Origin of the sequence: Rossellomorea sp. GAMAL-10_SWC (assembly GCF_049568075.1) — a bacterium.
Lineage (GTDB): Bacteria > Bacillota > Bacilli > Bacillales > Bacillaceae_G > Gottfriedia.
Genome location: NZ_CP144911.1, coordinates 1 through 20562, shown reverse-complemented (window position 1 = coordinate 20562; position 20562 = coordinate 1). Strand labels below are relative to the sequence as shown.

The following is a 20562-nucleotide window of genomic DNA, read 5'->3' as shown; positions in this document are numbered from 1 at the left end:
ATTCACCTCACCAATATAAATTCCAAATCGACGTCACTACAAATACGACGCTTGCAGTTAAGAAAATATAAAAAAATACAAATCTTTTCTTGAAATATGCAAACATCATAAATGTATTTTTCAAATCAATCATAGCTCCAAATATTAAGAACGCTAGAATAGATTTTACATGAAATGTGCTCGAAAAAGATGCAGCTATAAATGCATCAGATCCAGAACATAAAGATAAGAAATATCCTAATCCCATCATAACCATGCTTGATAGATTCGTATGATTTGATAGATGTATTAACACACTTCTATCAAGAAAAGTCTGAAATACGCTTGTGATTAATCCACCGATAATTAAAAATTTACATGTTGAGAAAAATTCACTACTAATGTGAGAAATGACTTCACTTATTCGATTTGTATTTGAATGAATATGATGAACATGTTTATGGTTCTCGTGCTTTTCCCTAGTTTCTAATAGTACATTTTTATTTCGATAAAATAAAAATGTAAAAAAACCAATGATTAGAACTACTATAAATGCTAACCCTAGCCTTAAAAATGCCATTTGAGAATTCGATTGAAATGCATAGTAGGTTGAAGTAAATACAATTGGATTTATGATTGGTACACTACTAAGAAAAACAATCCCAATATACGCAGGCATACCCTTTTTTAACAAAGATCTGACAATCGGAACAATACCACATTCACATACAGGCATAATCATGCCAATTAAAGCAACAGGAATAAATGCCAATAATGCATTTTTAGGAAGAATTTTACTAATCGTCTCTGGTTTTACAAAAACATGAATAATTGAAGAAACTATGATTCCAATTAATACAAATGGAAGAGCTTCTAAAAACAAACTTATAAATATAGTGTTCATATTTAAAAGTTCTTTAGGTACTTTATGAAATAAAGACGATAAATTCGTAAAATCAATAAATACATAACAAAATAAATAACAAAATAGAACCAAAAAAATTATTACTTCTTGTCCAACTTTCCGTGCCATACATCACCTCAAATAATTTTTTATAGTGAAATATATTCTATACGAAACAGACATATGCTCGTCCAACCATTAAAAATCAATAAGTTTTATCTAATTTAAACTTATTTTTCTAGATTAATTAGTAGATTCATATGTTTAATTTTGGACATATACTGGCATTGGATCATTAAATTCATTCCAATTTGTTTCCATTTCTTCTTCTGTTAACAAACATTTATCAAGTGACTTCTCAATCTCTAATTGATTCATATCAATTCCAATAAGAACGAGTTCAGTCATCCGATCACCAAAATTATCATCCCATTTATATTCTAACAATGGATCTTCTCTTCTCATCTCGTTTTGTTCTGCTTTAGGTAATGTAGCAATCCATTCTCCAGCTCCTTGAATGGTTATCGTAGAACCAGCTTGAGATAGCATTCCTACCATATCATTTCTTGTAGCTAGCCAAAAGAATCCCTTCGCACGAACAACGTCAACTGACCAATTCTCTAGCCAAGAAAATAGACGTTCCGGATGAAATGGTTTCTTACGACGATAAACAAATGAACTTATACCATATTCTTCTGATTCTGGAATATGTTCATCATTTAATTCTTTAATCCAACCTGCTGCTTGGCTAGCTTTATCAAAGTCAAATAGATGAGTATTTAATACAGATTTCAAATCGACATTCGAAAATATAGCAGGTATAATTTTTGCCTGTGCATTAATTTTCTTAAGAAATGCAGTTAATTCTTTTACATCGTGTTCTTCTAAAAGATCAATTTTATTTAAAATAATTACATCTGCAAATTCAACTTGTTCAAGAAGCAAATCTGCAATTTCACGAATATCTGTTTCATCAGTTCCTTGTTTACGATCTAATAATGTTTCCCCTGAAGAATAATCCTCCCAAAAACGATTTGCATCTACAACTGTCACCATTGTATCTAAACGAGTTTTTTTAGTTAAATCAATCCCTAGCTCCTCGTCCACATAAGTGAAAGTTTGTGCAACTGGAATTGGTTCGCTTATACCTGAAGACTCTATTACTATGTAATCAATTCCTCCATTATCTACTAATCTTTCAACTTCTTTCATCAAGTCATCTCTTAACGTGCAACAAATGCAGCCATTTTGCATTTCAACAAGCTTTTCTTCTGTACGTGAAAAACCTCCATTTTTTACAAGTCGGGCGTCTACATTTATTTCACTCATGTCATTTACAATAACAGCAACTTTCAACCCTTCTCGATTCGTCAAAATATGATTTAATAACGTTGTTTTACCTGATCCTAAAAATCCACTTAAAACTGTAATAGGTACTCTCATAATTATTCCTCCTAAATAATATACATGAAACGTAATAATTACGAATTATATCAAGCTAAATAATTATAAATCGTAACAACTACGTTTTGCAACATATTTTAAAAAAACATAAAAAAACATAAAAAAACATAAAAAAACATAAAAACCAACAAATCTGGCCCCTCTGTTTCTCATTTTCTACGAATTTTGCATTCCATTTAATTCTCCATACCTAATTACTATTTCGCTGCCTTCTCATGCTCCTGCTTGAAAAAGCTCTTCATCGAATGAAACACATCTGACTTCTGCTTTAGAATATAATAGCGAAATTTCTCGTCATTTATGTTTTTATACGCGGACATTAGCGTACTATGTCGATTGTATTGGTTTACTTGTCTAGGATTCACCCATTGATATGACTGAATTTTTTCGTATTCATTTTTCAAGAATGCCATTAAGATGTTTAGGATATACCCGTATTTTAACTATCGCGTTCTAATTTCTTTATACAAGAGATTATTTATATGAAGCTATTAAATGGAGCGTTGCAGTTCCTTTTTTAAAAGTATTTACAATATTGATCTTGGCGTTGCTTTCCACTTAGTTTCGCATATATTCGTGTTGTTTCACTCTTTTCGTGACCTAATAAACTTTGGATTACTTCAATTGGAGCTCCGTTATCCATTAAATGAGTTGCGTAACTGTGCCTTAATTAGTGGGGAGAAATCTTTTTGTTAAACTCTGATTTTAAAGAAACCTCCTTAATTACATGGCGCGTTTGAGCAATACTTAACCGACGAGGTGCTCTTTCTGTTACAAATAATGCAGGATCTGCATCGTCTCGTTCGTTTAAGTATCTTAATAACCAAATTTCAGCTCGAGTATTGAAGTATACTTCCCTTTCTTTATCACCTTTTCCTCGTACTATTACAGAGTGATTCGTACAATTTATATCATTTTTATTTATTAAGCCAATTTCTCCTATACGGCATTCTCATGAATACATAAACTCAATTATTGCATGTTCTCTTGACGTATTACAGGCTCCCCGAAGGAGTTCAATTTCCTTAACAGTTAAGAATTTAGGAACTCTAGTTCCAGCTTTTGGTTCTTTTAACTATGAGGAAGGGTTACTATGAATTTCACCTTCTTCATGAGCCCAACGGAATAAAGATTTTATAAAACGAACTCTGTGTGCTAGACTTGCAAGTTTTAAATTTTCTCCAACAATTACAAGATACTCTTTTAAAGTATCAGTTGAGATATGAGCAATATCAATATCACCGAAGTGTTTAATTAAAAGTGTTGCTTGTATTTTATATGCTTTTAGAGTAGTTGTTGAGTATCCTTCAATTAACTTATTATTATAGTAACTTTTCCATGCTTTAGATAATATCATTAATGAATCCCCTCCAATAAAAGGTCTTTTACCAAGCATTATTGACGAAATTCATGATTAAAATCGGTGGGTGAAAGCTAGAAAAGGATCAAATATTATTGCACTAAATGGCAGTTTAGTTGAATTACAAGGTAATACATACACCTTCGTAGTATTACTATATTAGGAACTTAAACTAAAATTAATAGGAGTAGACCAAACGATGAAACTAATGATTATTCCTTTTCTATACATAGGATGGTTTTTAATACCTATACTTTGTATTACCTTTTGTATTAATCTTGTTACGATAATGAAAAAAATAAAAAATGATGAAAAAACTACAAAAAATACATTCTGGCTAACAACATCATTTATCTTTATTATGTGGAGTATCGCTATGTTAGCCTCAGTAAGTATTTATTAAACTAACGCCCAGCGTTAGTTTATCAACATGATCGGCAATATTATCGGTCTTTTTTTGTGCTAACTGGTAATTTAGTTGAATAAAACATGGTAAAATATGGGTATTGATTTAATTAAAATAGTTTTGTCTAAGCGCTTTTTGAGATGTAAGGGGTAATAGGATGACAATTTATGTACTAAGTTCTATTTTATTATTTTTTTTATTCGTCTTGCCTTTTTTTATTGTATTTCTATACAAAATTGAAAAGAAAAAAACTGAAGCACCCACGTTGTACATTAATGTTTCGACCGTACGAACTACCAAAGAATTGCACTCACTTTTGAAAAAAAAACTGAAATTTCCAGATTATTATAGCGAGGACTGGGACTCGTTTTGGGAGATCATTTCTGGTGTTGTTGAGTTACCAAATAAAATTAGGTTTGTTGGGTGGTCAGAATTGGAGAGAAGATTCCCTGAAGATTCGAATATTATGAAAGAGTATCTTCAGAACATAATCAGGAATTTCCCAATTGGAAATGTGAGTTCTTATTCAACTAACTTATGCGATAGTTGAACAACAAAAAGAGGATAATCATTAAGAAACGATCGTCCTCTTTTTTACTATTTGACAATTTATATCAATTAAGAAATCTTTAAATATTTGTTTAGAAAAAACGTTGTGAGTTTCTGATAATGTTTAATTTTTCTTCATTTGGTACACTAAAGTACTAAACTCATCTTATCATAAAGCAAGTTAACTAAATATCCAGTGATGAAAATTTCTGCTTAATGAACAGTTTTCACGATCCCGTTCACCAGTCCGTTCACAATACTTTGCTGGTAGCTTTTGGTTGATAGTCGTTTGTCTTCGGTTGCTTAGCTGCTCGTTATTTAACTAAACGAAAAGTGAATAGTAAACAATCTCAATCAGCTTAATCTATTCGGAAAAAAGAGTTGGAATATCTAAAACATATATAGAGGTTACAAGTTATCCAAATATAAAGCCTGTATCTATGATTACAGAGTAATCATAGATACAGGCTATTTTTTTAATCCTAATGCAACTAACGCATGATTAGGCAAATTCTTCACTGATATTTACTTTTTGAAAAATCCTTATGCAACTAATCTGCCATTATGTTGAATAAGAACTCTGTCTTCACTATTGATTTTAACTCTAAATATCTACGACAAAAAACCAGAAAAACCCTCTACCGGGCTTTTCTGGTTTCACTTTCTACTTATTTCGCACGCCATTTAATTCTCCATAACCGCTCTCTATTTCGCTGCCTTCTCATGCTCCTGCTTGAAAAAGCTCTTCATAGAATGGAACACATCTGACTTCTGCTTTAGAATATAATAGCGAAATTTCTCGTCATTTATGTTTTTATACGCGGACATTAGCGTACTGTGTCGATTGTATTGGTTTACTTCTCCGTATCCGAACATATTGCTCACTTTCATTAATTCTTGAACTAATTTTACGCAGCGAGCATTATCAGATGTTAAATTATCTCCATCAGAGAAGTGGAATGGATAGATATTATATCTTTCAGGAGAATATTTGTATTCAATCACTTCTAAAGCTTTTCGATAAGCAGATGAACAGATCGTTCCTCCGCTTTCTCCTTTTGTGAAGAACTCTTCTTCTGTAACTACTTTTGCTTCTGTATGATGTGCGATAAACTCGATATCAACTGATTCATATTTTGTTCTTAAAAATCTAGTCATCCAAAAGAAGAAGCTTCGTGCCATATACTTTTCCCATAAGCCCATACTTCCGCTCGTATCCATCATTGCGAGTACGACGGCTTTAGATTCTGGTTTTCTAATTTCATTCCATGTACGGAACTTTAAGTCTTCTGGAGAGATCGGATAGAATGATGGCGTACCACTCATAGCATTGCGTTTAAACGCTGACATCATCGTACGTTTTTTATCAATGTTACCCATTAACCCAGTTTTTCTAATGTCATTAAATTCAATGTTTTCTACTGTATTTAAATCTTGTTCTTTTCGTTTTAGATCAGGTAATTCTAACTGACTAAAAAGAGCTTCCTCTAATTCCATTAGTGAAACCTCTGCCTCATAATAATCTTCACCTGATTCTTTGCCTGCGCCTTGCCCTTTACCTGCACCTTTTTGTGGCTGGCCTCCTTGAGAACCATCTCTTGCTACTACATCGCCAACTTTACTGTCTCCAGTACCCTGACCAACGTGTTTATTTTTATCGTAGTTGTATCTAATCTTATACTCATCTAGTGACCGAATTGGGATTTTTACTACATCGCGCCCGTTTGACATAATGATGCTTTCTTCTGTGATCAAATCTGCTAAATTCTTTTTAATCGCCTCTTGTACCTTTTCTTGGTGGCGCTGTTGGTCGTCGTGTCCTTTACGATGGAGGGTCCAGTCTTCCTGTGAAATGGTAAAATTATGCTTTTGTTCATGTTCATTATTTTCATTACTCATTTTCTTTCCCTCCCTTACTTGTTTTGATTTATTTGTAAAAATAAAAAAATCGTCACACAGTAATACACAATTGCATAAACTATTTCGGTAGGTGATTTTCTACCCTTTTTTATGGATTACTCTATCATATGCAGAAGGACACAATAATTGACAATGTTTCTTCTAAATTTTACACCCATTTTTTCAGAAAATAGGACGAGTCCTTAAAAATAAATATATTTATATATTAATTCCAATAAACTTTTGCCTTTAACTATATGTAACAATACTTAAAAAAGAACAAAAAAAGTGGAAAACTAGTAAAAAGTTTTCCACTTTTTTATTTAAGGTAAATTATGCCCCATTCCAGCTACGTAAATTCGTAGCCATTGTTCCGCTGACATACTTAACTTTGTAGACTCAACTGCTGTTTTAACACGTTCAATTTTACCAGATCCTACGATTGGCATCATTTTAGCAGGATGAGCTAATAACCATGCGTACATTACTTCGTCGATTGAATTTGCGCCAATTTCACTAGAAATCTCTTCAAGCAATGCTCGAACACGTACCGCTGTTTCAGACTGACTAGTAAAAATTTGTCCGCCAGCTAATGGGGACCAGATCATTGGAGCAATATCTTTTTCAAGTAATAAATCAATTGTTCCCTTTTCAAAATGCTCTAATTGCATTGGAGATACTTCAATTTGATTTGTTACTAAAGGCATGTTTAGATATGCTTGTAATGCGTTAAATTGAGATGGTAAAAAGTTTGATACCCCAAAGTTGCGTACTTTTCCTTCCAAATGAAGTTGATTAAACGCTTCTGCGATTTCCTTTGGATTCATAAAAGGATTTGGTCTATGTATTAAAAGTAAATCGATATAATCTGTTTGTAGATTTTCAAGAGAATTATTAACACTCATAAGGATATGCTCCTTACTAGTATCATAATGATTCATTTTAAGTTCAGGAAACTTTGATGACTTTAACTTTATTCCACATTTTGTAACGATTTGGATTTTTTCACGAAGCTCTGGTTTTAGCGCTAAAGCCTTTCCAAAAATTTCTTCACAAGTATAGCCACCGTAAATATCGGCATGATCAAATGTTGTAATTCCTAAATCAATACATTCTTCTATAAAAGTGACTAATTGTTCTGATGTCATTTTCCATTCAGATAAACGCCATAATCCATGAATAATTTGTGAAAACTCAAGATTTTCAGCTAGTTGAATTCTTTTCATCTACACTACCTCATCCTTCTTTTTAATCATTATCATCATTATAGGATAAACATTATTAATTGCAAAAGAAAACGGCTATCTAATAGATAGCCGCTTAAACAATTTATCGGTTAAGTAATGAGCCTACATAGCGTAATAATTCATTTGCTGATGTTGAGTTATATCCATATTCATCAACTAATCTGCTGACAACGTCATTGATTTTCTTTAATTGACGCTCGTCAGGAGTTTTTGTGGACGTCGTAATCTTCACAACATCCTTCAAATCCGAAAAAAGTTTCTTTTGGATTGCTTCTTTTAATCTTTCATGTGAATTGTAATCAAAACGTTTACCTTTCCTTGCATATGCAGAGATTCTAATTAGTATTTCTTCACGGAATGCTTTCTTTGCATTCTCAGAGATACCAATTTGTTCTTCAATCGAACGCATCAACTTCTCATCTGGATTCATCTCTTCACCTGTTAAAGGATCACGAAGCTTATTCTTATTGCAATATGCTTCTACATTATCAAGATAATTATCCATTAGTGTTTTTGCAGACTCTTCATATGAATATACAAAAGCTTTTTGAACTTCTTGTTTTGCAATATCATCATATTCTTTTCTTGCGATAGAGATAAAATTCATATAACGCTCACGATCTTCATTAGAAATAGATGGATGTTGATCTAAACCATCTTTTAATGAGCGTAATACATCCAAAGCATTAATTGAAGGAATCTCTTTTCGAATAATAGTAGATGAAATACGGTTAATGACATATCGTGGATCGATACCATGCATACCCTCATCTAAATATTCTTTCTTCAGCTCTTCTAAATCAACAGTGTTATAGCCTTCTACCATTTCACCATCATATAGACGCATCTTCTTAACTAAATCAATATCTCCTCGTTTTGGTTCTTTTAAACGAGTAAGAATTGTAAACATTGCTGCTACACGTAAAGTATGTGGAGCAATATGAACATTTGAAACATCACTTTCAGAGATCATTTTTTGATAAATTCTCTCTTCCTCACTAACTCTTAAATTATACGGAATTGGCATTACGATTATTCGAGAATGAAGTGCTTCATTCTTCTTATTATTAATAAAAGATCTGTACTCTGTTTCATTCGTATGAGCAATGATTAATTCATCCGCAGAAATCAATGCAAAACGCCCTGCCTTAAAGTTTCCTTCCTGTGTCAGGGATAATAAGTGCCATAAAAACTTTTCATCACATTTTAACATCTCTTGGAATTCCATCATTCCACGGTTTGCTTTATTTAACTCACCATCAAACCGGTAGGCACGTGGATCTGACTCTGATCCAAATTGAGCAATTGTTGAAAAATCAATACTTCCTGTTAAATCTGCAATATCTTGAGATTTTGGATCAGACGGGCTAAAAGTACCAATACCAACTCGACGATCCTCTGATAAGAATACTCTTTCTACCATAACATCTTCTATTCTTCCACCAAACTCTTGTTCAAGTCTCATTAAGTTTAAAGGTGAAAGATTTCCTTCAATTCGAACTCCATATTCATTGAAAAAATCATCTCTTAAATGGTTAGGAATTAAATGCAATGGATCTTCATGCATTGGGCAACCTTTAATAGCGTAGATTGCTCCTTGATCAGACCTTGAATAATTTTCTAAGCCTCTTTTTAACATCGTTACCAGTGTAGATTTACCACCACTTACAGGACCCATTAATAATAAAATACGTTTTTTTACATCTAATCTCTTGGCAGCAGGATGGAAATATTCTTCCACGAGTCTCTCTAGCGCTTCTTCTAATCCATATAGGTTGTTATTAAAGAAACTGTAGGTTTTTTTACCATTCACTTCTTCAATACCTGCGTCTTTAATCATATTATAAATTCTAGAATGTGCAGTTTGTGCAACCAAGGGCTCCTCTTTTAGCATTTCAAGATACTCAGCAAAAGTGCCTTCCCATTTCAATCTTTGTTCCATGTCCCGGTGCTGCTCAAGTTTCTTTAAAATATCCATGGACAAGTACCTCCTTCTTCTCATCTGTAAGAGAGATTATTAAAGGATATGCAAGGATGTCCGTACTCATGCTATATCTTTGAGTAGGAAAATATATTTTATCGAAATTCAATTCTCATAATTTTACTTTCATATTTCTATGTTTTTTTTGTATAATAAGGTTTAGGGTGTTGGGAATTTTTCAATTGGGAGGATACATACTGATGAGACTAGTATTAATTTTATTAGTTACAGCATCATTCTTAGCAGCAATTTTCACAGGCGGCTATAATGACAAACCTGGACTGAAAAACAGATAATATTTTTTTAAGGATGCTTCTAGACGCGGATCTTAATTTTTATTTAGACCGTTCTAATGGAAGCATCTTTTTTATTTGCTTACTCTTTGATAAAATCTTAAATTAATAAAAAAAATCACCATTAATATGGTGACTTTTTTATTTAGAATAATCCTTTACCTTTAACAGCTCACGGAAATCTTGCTGACGTAAAGCTTCGTAAATTAAAATTGCAGCTGTATTTGATAAATTTAGAGATCTAATATGATCTGTCATTGGTATACGTAAACAAGTTTCTATGTTTTTTTCAATCAACTCTTTCGGAAGCCCTGTTGTTTCTCTACCAAATACAAAGAAAATCTCTTCATCTAAATTTGTATAATCAAAGTTTGAATATGTTTTTTCCCCAAATTTAGTTATAAAGTAAAATTTCCCGTCTTTATATTTATCAAATAAATCGTCTAAAGAATCATGATAATGTATATCTACATGCTCCCAATAATCAAGACCAGCTCTTTTTAACATTTTATCATCAGTTGAAAAACCTAACGGACGAATTAAATGCAAACTTGTATCTGTTCCTGCACAAGTACGTGCAATATTTCCTGTATTTGCTGGAATTTGTGGTTGATATAATACAACGTGTATTCCCATCTTTTTCACCTCTATATTGTTTCAATGCTTTATATTATACCAAATTCGTAATTAATAAGGTATTATTCCACTGGAGGGTTAGAAAAGTCATCAACGAAGTGAAAAAACTTATACTTAATATTCTCCGTAAAAGCAGAAGAATCATAGTATGACCAATATCTTTTACGGCTATTGACAGTATGTGCATTCACTAACGGTTCACCATTTTCATCCTTAGCAACAACGATCGTACAATGATTCCATACTCCATCACCTTCGAAATCATATACGATAATATCCCCCAATGTAAGATCTTTTGGAGAAGGCACCTCTTCTGCTTTAATTCCAGTTTTAGGCGAAGGTAAAAATCTTCTTAATGCGTGAGCAACTCTCCAGCTATAACTACTATTAGAATGATTTCTATACCACCACCCTGTCCCGGGTTTTGGCATTCCAACCATTCGAATGCCTCCAGCCCTTAAACATTGAGATATAAAATTAGTACAATCATTTGCATACAATGGATATTCTTTATTATGGCCATCCCACCAGGTTTCAGCATATTTAACAGCATTAAATCGGTTATATCTGTTATTTCGATCCAATGATTCATTTTCACCTAAATCGTCTTCTTCAAGTTCAAAATGTTCAACTTGATTATCAATTGGGAATGGTATGTCATATAAGATTTCATTATTTTCAATAGCGATCTGTCTTTCATGTTGATCCTCTTCAAAATATAAATCATTTTGCTTTAAAAAATATCGCGTATGGAATGTATAATTTATATACGTTACGTCCTGATCAGTCCAAATATTGTTTACATCAAGATTTCCATATACTTTCACTAATGAAATATTACGCTTATTATATAATTCAACTTTACGTCTGATTGCCTGATATTCTTTTTTTTGAATAGGATGACTTCGATGTCCTTCACCAAAATAAAGATGTAATCGTTCTTTTAAATAACACTCTAAAAGTTCACGATTAAACAAGATAATCCCCCTTTTTCAACATATATTCTTATTCTATACGATGTTGAAAAATAAGAGATTATACCACTCAATATTGCTTACTTTGATAGAACAGCATTAATTTCATTTAATACAATCTCGTCTTGCTCTTTTTGCAAACAACTTTCAATAAATGGTGTACTGTTCTTTCCCTCAATCTCAAAAATAGCCCAAATAGCTGTACCTCTAATTACTGGTCTTGCATCTTTTTTCGCTAATTCCTTTAAATCATCTAATGCCGATTCATCTTTAAAATGTGCTAAAGCAATGATAGCATTACGCTGAATAGGATTCTTTCCTCTCCATGATCCAGACATTTGGCCAAACTGACTTTTAAACTCTCTGTTACTTACCTTTAATACAGAGCGTAATAAAGGTTTTACAGTTTCTGGATCAGGTTCCATCTCAATATGATGAGTAAAATTAATTCCTTTATTTTTAGGACAAACTGTCTGACATGTATCGCACCCATATATACGATTTCCCAACTCTTTTCGAAACTCAACAGGAATCATCTCTTTTGATTGTGTTAAAAAAGCAATACAATTTTTAGCATTTAATTGCCCTGGAGAAACAATTGCACTTGTCGGACAAACATCAAGGCATTTTGTACACTCTCCACACTGTTCCTCAATAGGCGAATCTGGTTCAAAAGGTAATGAGGTAATCATTTCCCCTAAATACACATAAGAACCGAATTCTGGCGTAATAATTGAACAATTTTTAGCACTCCAACCTATACCTGCTCGCTCAGCTACAGCTCGATCTACAAGCTCACCGGTATCGACCATCGACTGAACCTTTGCATTTGGATAATGTAATAAAATAAATGACTCAAGCTGAAGTAATTTCTTTTTTACAACTACATGGTAATCTTCCCCCCATGAAGCCCTACAAAAAATCCCCCTTGTAGATCCTTTTTTACTTTTAGGAGGATTTTTCAATTTAGATGGATAAGCTAGCGCAATTGCAAGAATTGAATTAGCTTCTGTCATAATTTTTCTGGCATCTACTCTTCGTTCAATATCCTTTGTCTCAAAGCCCGATTGATAATTTAATTCCTGCTGCCTATATAGACGATTTTTTAATGTTAAAAATGGATCTACAGTCGTAAATCCAATCTTATCTATTCCAATTTCTTTACTATATGAAATCAATTCTTTTTGAAATTCTTTTATATTCACAAGAATCACCTAACTGCCTGTTAATTTACAAATTATATTTTCTATTCTAGTCAGAAAATTATTTCTTTATCTAATTATGTCACAAAAGCCTCTAATAATAGACTTTTTAATATAAAAAAACGCAATGTATCGTTCTTCGAATGAATCAATACACTGCGTTGTTATCAAGTTATAAGTGCTTTACTACTAATACAAATGCAATCTGTATTTAGTAGGTTTTTAATGAACTTGTAATTAAATTTATCATAAATATGTCATAAATTCAAGAATAAAATCAATTTTTGTCGAAAGAGTTCTAACATGATTATAGCACTTAAAAAATAGCGGATGACGTGAATAAGAAAAAGATCAATATTCATCAGAACTTTAATTAATTAACTAATTATAGAGGATATTAAAAGATTTGTAGAAATTTGAATGAAGGTATAATGAATTTTCCCATAGAATTCTTCTTTATAGGTTAAATTTAGGAGGAGAATAACTATGACAGATCCTTTGGTAAATGAAGAAAAAAATCCTTTGGTTGAAAGTTTCGAAGGTGTCTGTAGTTTGATTGAAGAAACAAACGACAGAATTGATTTTACACAGGATACACTTAAAGAACTTGATCGATACAATAATGAGAAATTAAAAAATGCAAAACAATTTACTATTAAAGTAGCTGCTGCAAGCCTTCTAATAGCAACAACAGGCTTAGTAGTTACTTTAGCAAATAAAAGAAAACCAAAACAATTTGATTGGCTTGCTGCTAAGCAAAAACGTAAGTATGTAAAGATGTAATGATATGCACTGCTAAATGAATAGTAGTCACATAAAGAAAGGCAGCGACTATAACTATGTTCGCTGCCTTTCTTTGTGCTGATCCCAAAATGAATACGATTATATTATATCAGATGAAGACTCTAATCTTTTTTCCTAACACTTACTTTCTAAACAAAAAAAGGATTCTGCATCTCTGCAAAATCCTCTTCCCTTCATTCAATATAGCGGTGACAGGACTTGAACCTGCACATCCGTGAAGATACCTGATTTTGAGTCAGGCGTGTCTGCCATTCCACCACACCGCCAAAAAGTTATAAAATAATTATAATATATGAAAGACAAATTGTCCATTCAAATCTGTAATTAAAAACCTCTTACAAAAGTAAGAGGTTTAATGATACCGAGGGCCGGACTCGAACCGGCACGGGGTCAACCCCCGCAGGATTTTAAGTCCTGTGTGTCTGCCATTCCACCACCCCGGCAGAAGTAAATTAAAAGGCGGTAACCGGATTTGAACCGATGATAAAGGTTTTGCAGACCTCTGCCTTACCACTTGGCTATACCGCCATACTTGGAGCGGAAGACGGGGTTCGAACCCGCGACCCCAACCTTGGCAAGGTTGTATTCTACCACTGAACTACTTCCGCATAAATGGCTGGGCTACCTGGATTCGAACCAGGGCATGACGGAATCAAAATCCGTTGCCTTACCGCTTGGCTATAGCCCATTAATTAAGAACTTTATATACTATATTCAATTTACTATAAATTATATTACTCACTTGAAAAATCGTTACAATAATTTAAATGGGGCGACCGATGGGAATCGAACCCACGAGTGTCGGAACCACAATCCGATGCGTTAACCACTTCGCCACGACCGCCATTATTGTATTATTTGGCAGGGGCAGTAGGAATCGAACCCACACCAAAGGTTTTGGAGACCTCTATTCTACCGTTAAACTATGCCCCTATAAATGGTGGAGGGGGACGGATTCGAACCGCCGAACCCACAGGGAGCGGATTTACAGTCCGCCGCGTTTAGCCACTTCGCTACCCCTCCGATTAAAGAGTGCCGACTAGAGGACTTGAACCCCCAACCTACTGATTACAAGTCAGTTGCTCTACCAATTGAGCTAAGTCGGCTTAATAATAATTACTTGTTATCTATTTTAAGATGGTGGCTCGGGACGGAATCGAACCGCCGACACGAGGATTTTCAGTCCTCTGCTCTACCGACTGAGCTACCGAGCCATCTTAAATGGCGGTCCCGACCGGGATCGAACCGGCGATCTCCTGCGTGACAGGCAGGCATGTTAACCGCTACACCACGGGACCATTTGGTTGCGGGGACAGGATTTGAACCTGCGACCTTCGGGTTATGAGCCCGACGAGCTACCAGACTGCTCCACCCCGCGATAATGTGGATTCTATTTTTTATAGATCCATAAACTGTATTTCGTTAAGACCATCCCAATCTCAGGATGTTATTGCAAGTAGCAGCTCGATTGGTATGCTGAAGTAATTTCTTCGAAGCATATTCGTTCGTGCTCCACCCCGCGATAATAAGAATTTAATTAGATGGTGGAGGATGACGGGCTCGAACCGCCGACCCCCTGCTTGTAAGGCAGGTGCTCTCCCAGCTGAGCTAATCCTCCGTAATAAAATGGTGACCCGTACGGGACTCGAACCCGTGTTACCGCCGTGAAAGGGCGGTGTCTTAACCGCTTGACCAACGGGCCAGTATAATAGTCCTGAAAACATGTGGCGGAGAGCAAGGGATTTGAACCCTTGAGACAGGGTTACCCGCCTACACGATTTCCAATCGTGCTCCTTCGGCCACTCGGACAGCTCTCCAAAATGGCTCCGCAGGTAGGGTTCGAACCTACGACCACTCGGTTAACAGCCGAGTGCTCTACCACTGAGCTACTGCGGAATAATCATAAACCAAGCGACGTTCTACTCTCACAGGGGGAAACCCCCAACTACCATCGACGCTGAAGAGCTTAACTGCCGTGTTCGGTATGGGAACGGGTGTGACCTCTTCGCTATCATCACTTGATTCAATTCCTTAAGGACAATAACTATTATATCATATCTCATTCGAAAGTCAATGACTTTTTCAAAGTTTTTTATAATAATTTTTGTACCCTCAAAACTAGATAATGTCATCATCAAACTTGTTAGTTAAGTCCTCGACCGATTAGTATCAGTCAGCTCCACGTGTCACCACGCTTCCACCTCTGACCTATCAACCTGATCGTCTCTCAGGGGTCTTACTAGCTTAACGCTATGGGAAATCTCATCTTGAGGGGGGCTTCATGCTTAGATGCTTTCAGCACTTATCCCTTCCACACATAGCTACCCAGCCATGCTCTTGGCAGAACAACTGGTACACCAGCGGTGTGTCCATCCCGGTCCTCTCGTACTAAGGACAGCTCCTCTCAAATTTCCTGCGCCCACGACGGATAGGGACCGAACTGTCTCACGACGTTCTGAACCCAGCTCGCGTACCGCTTTAATGGGCGAACAGCCCAACCCTTGGGACCGACTACAGCCCCAGGATGCGATGAGCCGACATCGAGGTGCCAAACCTCCCCGTCGATGTGGACTCTTGGGGGAGATAAGCCTGTTATCCCCGGGGTAGCTTTTATCCGTTGAGCGATGGCCCTTCCATGCGGAACCACCGGATCACTAAGCCCGACTTTCGTCCCTGCTCGACTTGTAGGTCTCGCAGTCAAGCTCCCTTATGCCTTTACACTCTTCGAATGATTTCCAACCATTCTGAGGGAACCTTTGGGCGCCTCCGTTACTCTTTAGGAGGCGACCGCCCCAGTCAAACTGCCCACCTGACACTGTCTCCGAGCCGGATCACGGCTCTAGGTTAGAATTTCAATACAGCCAGGGTAGTATCCCACCGACGCCTCCACCGAAGCTAGCGCTCCGGCTTCTCAGGCTCCTACCTATCCTGTACAAGCTGTACCAAAATTCAATATCAAGCTGCAGTAAAGCTCCACGGGGTCTTTCCGTCCTGTCGCGGGTAACCTGCATCTTCACAGGTACTATAATTTCACCGAGTCTATGGTTGAGACAGTGCCCAAATCGTTACGCCTTTCGTGCGGGTCGGAACTTACCCGACAAGGAATTTCGCTACCTTAGGACCGTTATAGTTACGGCCGCCGTTTACTGGGGCTTCAATTCAGAGCTTCTCCCGTAAGGGATAACCCCTCCTCTTAACCTTCCAGCACCGGGCAGGCGTCAGCCCCTATACTTCGCCTTGCGGCTTCGCAGAGACCTGTGTTTTTGCTAAACAGTCGCTTGGGCCTTTTCACTGCGGCTCTCCCGGGCATACACCCAAAAGAGCACCCCTTCTCCCGAAGTTACGGGGTCATTTTGCCGAGTTCCTTAACCATAGTTCTCTCGCTCACCTTAGGATTCTCTCCTCGCCTACCTGTGTCGGTTTGCGGTACAGGCACCTATTTCCTCGCTAGAAGCTTTTCTTGGCAGCGTAGAATCAGGAACTTCGGTACTATATTTCCCTCGCCATCACAACTCAGCCTTATGATGTGCGGATTTGCCTACACATCAGCCTAATTGCTTGGACGCGCATATCCAGCAGCGCGCTTACCCTATCTTTCTGCGTCCCTCCATTGCTCAAACGGAAATGAGGTGGTACAGGAATATCAACCTGTTGTCCATCGCCTACGCCTGTCGGCCTCGGCTTAGGTCCTGACTAACCCTGGGAGGACGAGCCTTCCCCAGGAAACCTTAGGCATACGGTGGACGGGATTCTCACCCGTCTTTCGCTACTCATACCGGCATTCTCACTTCTAAGCGCTCCACCAGTCCTTACGATCTAGCTTCAACGCCCTTAGAACGCTCCCCTACCACTGATACCATACGGTATCAATCCGCAGCTTCGGTGATACGTTTAGCCCCGTTACATTTTCGGCGCAGAGTCACTCGACCAGTGAGCTATTACGCACTCTTTAAATGGTGGCTGCTTCTAAGCCAACATCCTGGTTGTCTAAGCAACTCCACATCCTTTTCCACTTAACGTATACTTTGGGACCTTAGCTGGCGGTCTGGGCTGTTTCCCTCTTGACCACGGATCTTATCACTCGTAGTCTGACTCCTATGGATAAGTCATTGGCATTCGGAGTTTGACTGAATTCGGTAACCCGTTGGGGGCCCCTAGTCCAATCAGTGCTCTACCTCCAAGACTCTAACACATAAGGCTAGCCCTAAAGCTATTTCGGGGAGAACCAGCTATCTCCGAGTTCGATTGGAATTTCTCCGCTACCCACACCTCATCCCCGCACTTTTCAACGTGCGTGGGTTCGGACCTCCATTCAGTGTTACCTGAACTTCATCCTGGACATGGGTAGATCACTCGGTTTCGGGTCTACGACCACGTACTATATCGCCCTATTCAGACTCGCTTTCGCTGCGGCTCCGTCTCTTCAACTTAACCTTGCACGGGATCGTAACTCGCCGGTTCATTCTACAAAAGGCACGCCATCACTCGTTAACGAGCTCTGACTATTTGTAAGCACACGGTTTCAGGTTCTCTTTCACTCCCCTTCCGGGGTGCTTTTCACCTTTCCCTCACGGTACTGGTTCACTATCGGTCACTAGGTAGTATTTAGCCTTGGGAGATGGTCCTCCCAGATTCCGACGGAATTTCACGTGTTCCGCCGTACTCAGGATCCACTCAAGAGGGAACGAGGTTTCAACTACAGGGTTTTTACCTTCTTTGACGGACCTTTCCAGGTCGCTTCATTTACCCCGTTCCTTTGTAACTCCGTATAGAGTGTCCTACAACCCCAAGAGGCAAGCCTCTTGGTTTGGGCTATCTTCCGTTTCGCTCGCCGCTACTCAGGAAATCGCTATTGCTTTCTATTCCTCCAGGTACTTAGATGTTTCAGTTCCCTGGGTCTGTCCTCAGTACCCTATGTATTCAGGTAAAGATACTACTCCATTACGAGTAGTGGGTTTCCCCATTCGGAAATCTCCGGATCAATGCTTACTTACAGCTCCCCGAAGCATATCGGTGTTAGTCCCGTCCTTCATCGACTCCTAGTGCCAAGGCATCCACCGTGCGCCCTTTCTAACTTAACTAATTTTAAAACTAATTGAATTAAACTTACGCAGTTTAATGAATGACATTATCTAGTTTTCAAGGTACAAAGTTGAGAGTGAACTCTCAAAACTAAACAAAACAATGAAGAAACATTTTCATACATGAACCATCGGTTCATGATGTCTCCATAGAAAGGAGGTGATCCAGCCGCACCTTCCGATACGGCTACCTTGTTACGACTTCACCCCAATCATCTGTCCCACCTTAGGCGGCTGGCCCCTAAAAGGTTACCCCACCGACTTCGGGTGTTACAAACTCTCGTGGTGTGACGGGCGGTGTGTACAAGGCCCGGGAACGTATTCACCGCGGCATGCTGATCCGCGATTACTAGTGATTCCGGCTTCATGTAGGCGAGTTGCAGCCTACAATCCGAACTGAGAATAGTTTTATGGGATTAGCTCCACCTCGCGGTCTTGCAACCCTTTGTACTATCCATTGTAGCACGTGTGTAGCCCAGGTCATAAGGGGCATGATGATTTGACGTCATCCCCACCTTCCTCCGGTTTGTCACCGGCAGTCACCTTAGAGTGCCCAACTAAATGCTGGCAACTAAGATCAAGGGTTGCGCTCGTTGCGGGACTTAACCCAACATCTCACGACACGAGCTGACGACAACCATGCACCACCTGTCACTCTGTCCCCGAAGGGAAAGCCCTATCTCTAGGGTTGTCAGAGGATGTCAAGACCTGGTAAGGTTCTTCGCGTTGCTTCGAATTAAACCACATGCTCCACCACTTGTGCGGGCCCCCGTCAATTCCTTTGAGTTTCAGTCTTGCGACCGTACTCCCCAGGCGGAGTGCTTAATGCGTTAACTTCAGCACTAAAGGGCGGAAACCCTCTAACACTTAGCACTCATCGTTTACAGCGTGGACTACCAGGGTATCTAATCCTGTTTGCTCCCCACGCTTTCGCGCCTCAGCGTCAGTTACAGACCAGAAAGTCGCCTTCGCCACTGGTGTTCCTCCAAATCTCTACGCATTTCACCGCTACACTTGGAATTCCACTTTCCTCTTCTGCACTCAAGTTTCCCAGTTTCCAATGACCCTCCCCGGTTGAGCCGGGGGCTTTCACATCAGACTTAAGAAACCGCCTGCGCGCGCTTTACGCCCAATAATTCCGGACAACGCTTGCCACCTACGTATTACCGCGGCTGCTGGCACGTAGTTAGCCGTGGCTTTCTGGTTAGGTACCGTCAAGGTGCCAGCTTATTCAACTAGCACTTATTCTTCCCTAACAACAGAGCTTTACGACCCGAAGGCCTTCATCGCTCACGCGGCGTTGCTCCGTCAGACTTTCGTCCATTGCGGAAGATTCCCTACTGCTGCCTCCCGTAGGAGTCTGGGCCGTGTCTCAGTCCCAGTGTGGCCGATCACCCTCTCAGGTCGGCTACGCATCGTCGCCTTGGTGAGCCGTTACCTCACCAACTAGCTAATGCGCCGCGGGCCCATCTGTAAGTGATAGCCGAAGCCATCTTTCAATAAAGGAACAGGAGTTCCTTTATGTCATCCGGTATTAGCTCCGGTTTCCCGAAGTTATCCCAGTCTTACAGGTAGGTTGCCCACGTGTTACTCACCCGTCCGCCGCTAACTAACGGGAGCAAGCTCCCATTAGTCCGCTCGACTTGCATGTATTAGGCACGCCGCCAGCGTTCGTCCTGAGCCAGGATCAAACTCTCCATAAAAGTTAAGTTTAAATCTTGTATTGCTCAAAAAACTAATAATTGACGTTTACTTCATGTTTTGTTTAGTTTTCAAAGTTCAC

At 38.1% G+C, this 20562-nt stretch carries 11 protein-coding genes, 16 tRNA genes, 3 rRNA genes and 2 pseudogenes; 2 read left to right on the top strand and 30 right to left on the bottom strand.

Going from position 1 to position 20562, the window contains the following annotated elements:
- Window positions 1–7: 7 nt before the first annotated feature.
- The 5 genes and pseudogenes from V5E38_RS00160 to V5E38_RS00140 form a co-directional block, all read right to left on the bottom strand.
- Window positions 8–1012 (bottom strand): permease, encoded by a 1005-nt coding sequence (locus V5E38_RS00160; protein ID WP_499211722.1) that lies wholly within the window; start codon window positions 1010–1012, stop codon window positions 8–10.
- A 135-nt stretch (window positions 1013–1147) separates the two neighbouring features.
- A complete protein-coding gene (locus V5E38_RS00155) occupies window positions 1148–2329 on the bottom strand; it encodes a GTP-binding protein (protein WP_499213482.1) in 1182 nt (393 codons plus the stop codon).
- 215 nt (window positions 2330–2544) lie between these two features.
- Window positions 2545–2700 (bottom strand): annotated as a pseudogene (locus V5E38_RS00150) (sporulation protein YhbH); the annotation flags it as partial.
- A 164-nt stretch (window positions 2701–2864) separates the two neighbouring features.
- Window positions 2865–3281 (bottom strand): annotated as a pseudogene (locus tag V5E38_RS00145) (tyrosine-type recombinase/integrase).
- Between the two features lie 141 nt (window positions 3282–3422).
- Window positions 3423–3704 (bottom strand): site-specific integrase, encoded by a 282-nt coding sequence (locus V5E38_RS00140; protein WP_499211721.1) that lies wholly within the window; start codon window positions 3702–3704, stop codon window positions 3423–3425.
- 566 nt (window positions 3705–4270) lie between these two features.
- Between V5E38_RS00140 and V5E38_RS00135 the strand changes: the two genes are divergently transcribed.
- Window positions 4271–4663: a barstar family protein gene (locus V5E38_RS00135; protein ID WP_499211720.1), complete on the top strand. Its 393-nt coding sequence runs from the start codon at window positions 4271–4273 to the stop codon at window positions 4661–4663.
- Window positions 4664–5367: 704 nt separating this feature from the next.
- Here the strand turns inward: V5E38_RS00135 and yhbH are convergent.
- The 6 genes from yhbH to queG form a co-directional block, all read right to left on the bottom strand.
- On the bottom strand, window positions 5368–6561 hold the full coding sequence (gene yhbH, locus V5E38_RS00130) for a sporulation protein YhbH (protein WP_097976849.1): 1194 nt from the start codon (window positions 6559–6561) through the stop codon (window positions 5368–5370).
- 323 nt (window positions 6562–6884) lie between these two features.
- A complete protein-coding gene (locus tag V5E38_RS00125) occupies window positions 6885–7787 on the bottom strand; it encodes an aldo/keto reductase (RefSeq protein ID WP_499211719.1) in 903 nt (300 codons plus the stop codon).
- A 103-nt stretch (window positions 7788–7890) separates the two neighbouring features.
- Window positions 7891–9786 carry a PrkA family serine protein kinase gene (locus V5E38_RS00120; protein WP_097976853.1) on the bottom strand — a complete coding sequence of 632 codons (1896 nt, stop codon included), beginning with the start codon at window positions 9784–9786 and terminating at the stop codon, window positions 7891–7893.
- Between the two features lie 437 nt (window positions 9787–10223).
- Entirely contained in the window at window positions 10224–10718 is a 495-nt protein-coding gene (trmL, locus tag V5E38_RS00115; protein ID WP_499211718.1) for a tRNA (cytidine(34)-2'-O)-methyltransferase, read from the bottom strand.
- Window positions 10719–10780: 62 nt separating this feature from the next.
- Window positions 10781–11695: an amidase domain-containing protein gene (locus V5E38_RS00110; RefSeq protein ID WP_499211717.1), complete on the bottom strand. Its 915-nt coding sequence runs from the start codon at window positions 11693–11695 to the stop codon at window positions 10781–10783.
- Between the two features lie 77 nt (window positions 11696–11772).
- A complete protein-coding gene (queG, locus tag V5E38_RS00105) occupies window positions 11773–12897 on the bottom strand; it encodes an epoxyqueuosine reductase (protein WP_499211716.1) in 1125 nt (374 codons plus the stop codon).
- Between the two features lie 483 nt (window positions 12898–13380).
- Between queG and V5E38_RS00100 the strand changes: the two genes are divergently transcribed.
- Window positions 13381–13677 (top strand): hypothetical protein, encoded by a 297-nt coding sequence (locus V5E38_RS00100; protein WP_499211715.1) that lies wholly within the window; start codon window positions 13381–13383, stop codon window positions 13675–13677.
- Window positions 13678–13881: 204 nt separating this feature from the next.
- Here the strand turns inward: V5E38_RS00100 and V5E38_RS00095 are convergent.
- The 19 genes from V5E38_RS00095 to V5E38_RS00005 all read right to left on the bottom strand — a co-directional run bounded on the left by V5E38_RS00095 (window position 13882) and on the right by V5E38_RS00005 (window position 20482).
- Window positions 13882–13964: transfer RNA gene (locus V5E38_RS00095), tRNA-Leu, on the bottom strand.
- A 93-nt stretch (window positions 13965–14057) separates the two neighbouring features.
- Window positions 14058–14141: transfer RNA gene (locus V5E38_RS00090), tRNA-Leu, on the bottom strand.
- A gap of 14 nt (window positions 14142–14155) precedes the next feature.
- Window positions 14156–14226, bottom strand: a tRNA-Cys gene (locus tag V5E38_RS00085).
- Between the two features lie 5 nt (window positions 14227–14231).
- Window positions 14232–14306: transfer RNA gene (locus tag V5E38_RS00080), tRNA-Gly, on the bottom strand.
- 5 nt (window positions 14307–14311) lie between these two features.
- A tRNA-Gln gene (locus V5E38_RS00075) sits at window positions 14312–14386 on the bottom strand.
- Window positions 14387–14466: 80 nt separating this feature from the next.
- Window positions 14467–14542 (bottom strand) — tRNA-His (locus tag V5E38_RS00070).
- A gap of 15 nt (window positions 14543–14557) precedes the next feature.
- Window positions 14558–14631 (bottom strand) — tRNA-Trp (locus V5E38_RS00065).
- A gap of 5 nt (window positions 14632–14636) precedes the next feature.
- A tRNA-Tyr gene (locus V5E38_RS00060) sits at window positions 14637–14721 on the bottom strand.
- Between the two features lie 10 nt (window positions 14722–14731).
- A tRNA-Thr gene (locus tag V5E38_RS00055) sits at window positions 14732–14804 on the bottom strand.
- A gap of 32 nt (window positions 14805–14836) precedes the next feature.
- Window positions 14837–14912, bottom strand: a tRNA-Phe gene (locus V5E38_RS00050).
- Window positions 14913–14920: 8 nt separating this feature from the next.
- Window positions 14921–14996 (bottom strand) — tRNA-Asp (locus V5E38_RS00045).
- 3 nt (window positions 14997–14999) lie between these two features.
- A tRNA-Met gene (locus V5E38_RS00040) sits at window positions 15000–15076 on the bottom strand.
- A gap of 164 nt (window positions 15077–15240) precedes the next feature.
- Window positions 15241–15316: transfer RNA gene (locus V5E38_RS00035), tRNA-Val, on the bottom strand.
- Between the two features lie 9 nt (window positions 15317–15325).
- Window positions 15326–15400 (bottom strand) — tRNA-Glu (locus V5E38_RS00030).
- 23 nt (window positions 15401–15423) lie between these two features.
- Window positions 15424–15515, bottom strand: a tRNA-Ser gene (locus tag V5E38_RS00025).
- A 4-nt stretch (window positions 15516–15519) separates the two neighbouring features.
- Window positions 15520–15594, bottom strand: a tRNA-Asn gene (locus V5E38_RS00020).
- A gap of 10 nt (window positions 15595–15604) precedes the next feature.
- Window positions 15605–15720, bottom strand: a 5S ribosomal RNA gene (gene rrf, locus V5E38_RS00015).
- 121 nt (window positions 15721–15841) lie between these two features.
- Window positions 15842–18779: ribosomal RNA gene (locus V5E38_RS00010) — 23S ribosomal RNA — on the bottom strand.
- Between the two features lie 153 nt (window positions 18780–18932).
- Window positions 18933–20482: ribosomal RNA gene (locus tag V5E38_RS00005) — 16S ribosomal RNA — on the bottom strand.
- The 16S, 23S and 5S rRNA genes sit together here with 16 tRNA genes alongside, the layout of an rRNA operon.
- Between the last annotated feature and the right edge of the window lie 80 nt (window positions 20483–20562).

What these genes read in the sequence shown, in the direction of transcription:
- V5E38_RS00160 (WP_499211722.1), bottom strand. Translation starts at nt 1,012, where the DNA reads ATGGCACGGAAAGTTGGACAAGAAGTAATAATTTTTTTGGTTCTATTT.
- V5E38_RS00140 (WP_499211721.1), bottom strand. Translation starts at nt 3,704, where the DNA reads ATGATATTATCTAAAGCATGGAAAAGTTACTATAATAATAAGTTAATT.
- V5E38_RS00135 (WP_499211720.1), top strand. Translation starts at nt 4,271, where the DNA reads ATGACAATTTATGTACTAAGTTCTATTTTATTATTTTTTTTATTCGTC.
- yhbH (WP_097976849.1), bottom strand. Translation starts at nt 6,561, where the DNA reads ATGAGTAATGAAAATAATGAACATGAACAAAAGCATAATTTTACCATT.
- V5E38_RS00125 (WP_499211719.1), bottom strand. Translation starts at nt 7,787, where the DNA reads ATGAAAAGAATTCAACTAGCTGAAAATCTTGAGTTTTCACAAATTATT.
- V5E38_RS00120 (WP_097976853.1), bottom strand. Translation starts at nt 9,786, where the DNA reads ATGGATATTTTAAAGAAACTTGAGCAGCACCGGGACATGGAACAAAGA.
- trmL (WP_499211718.1), bottom strand. Translation starts at nt 10,718, where the DNA reads ATGGGAATACACGTTGTATTATATCAACCACAAATTCCAGCAAATACA.
- V5E38_RS00100 (WP_499211715.1), top strand. Translation starts at nt 13,381, where the DNA reads ATGACAGATCCTTTGGTAAATGAAGAAAAAAATCCTTTGGTTGAAAGT.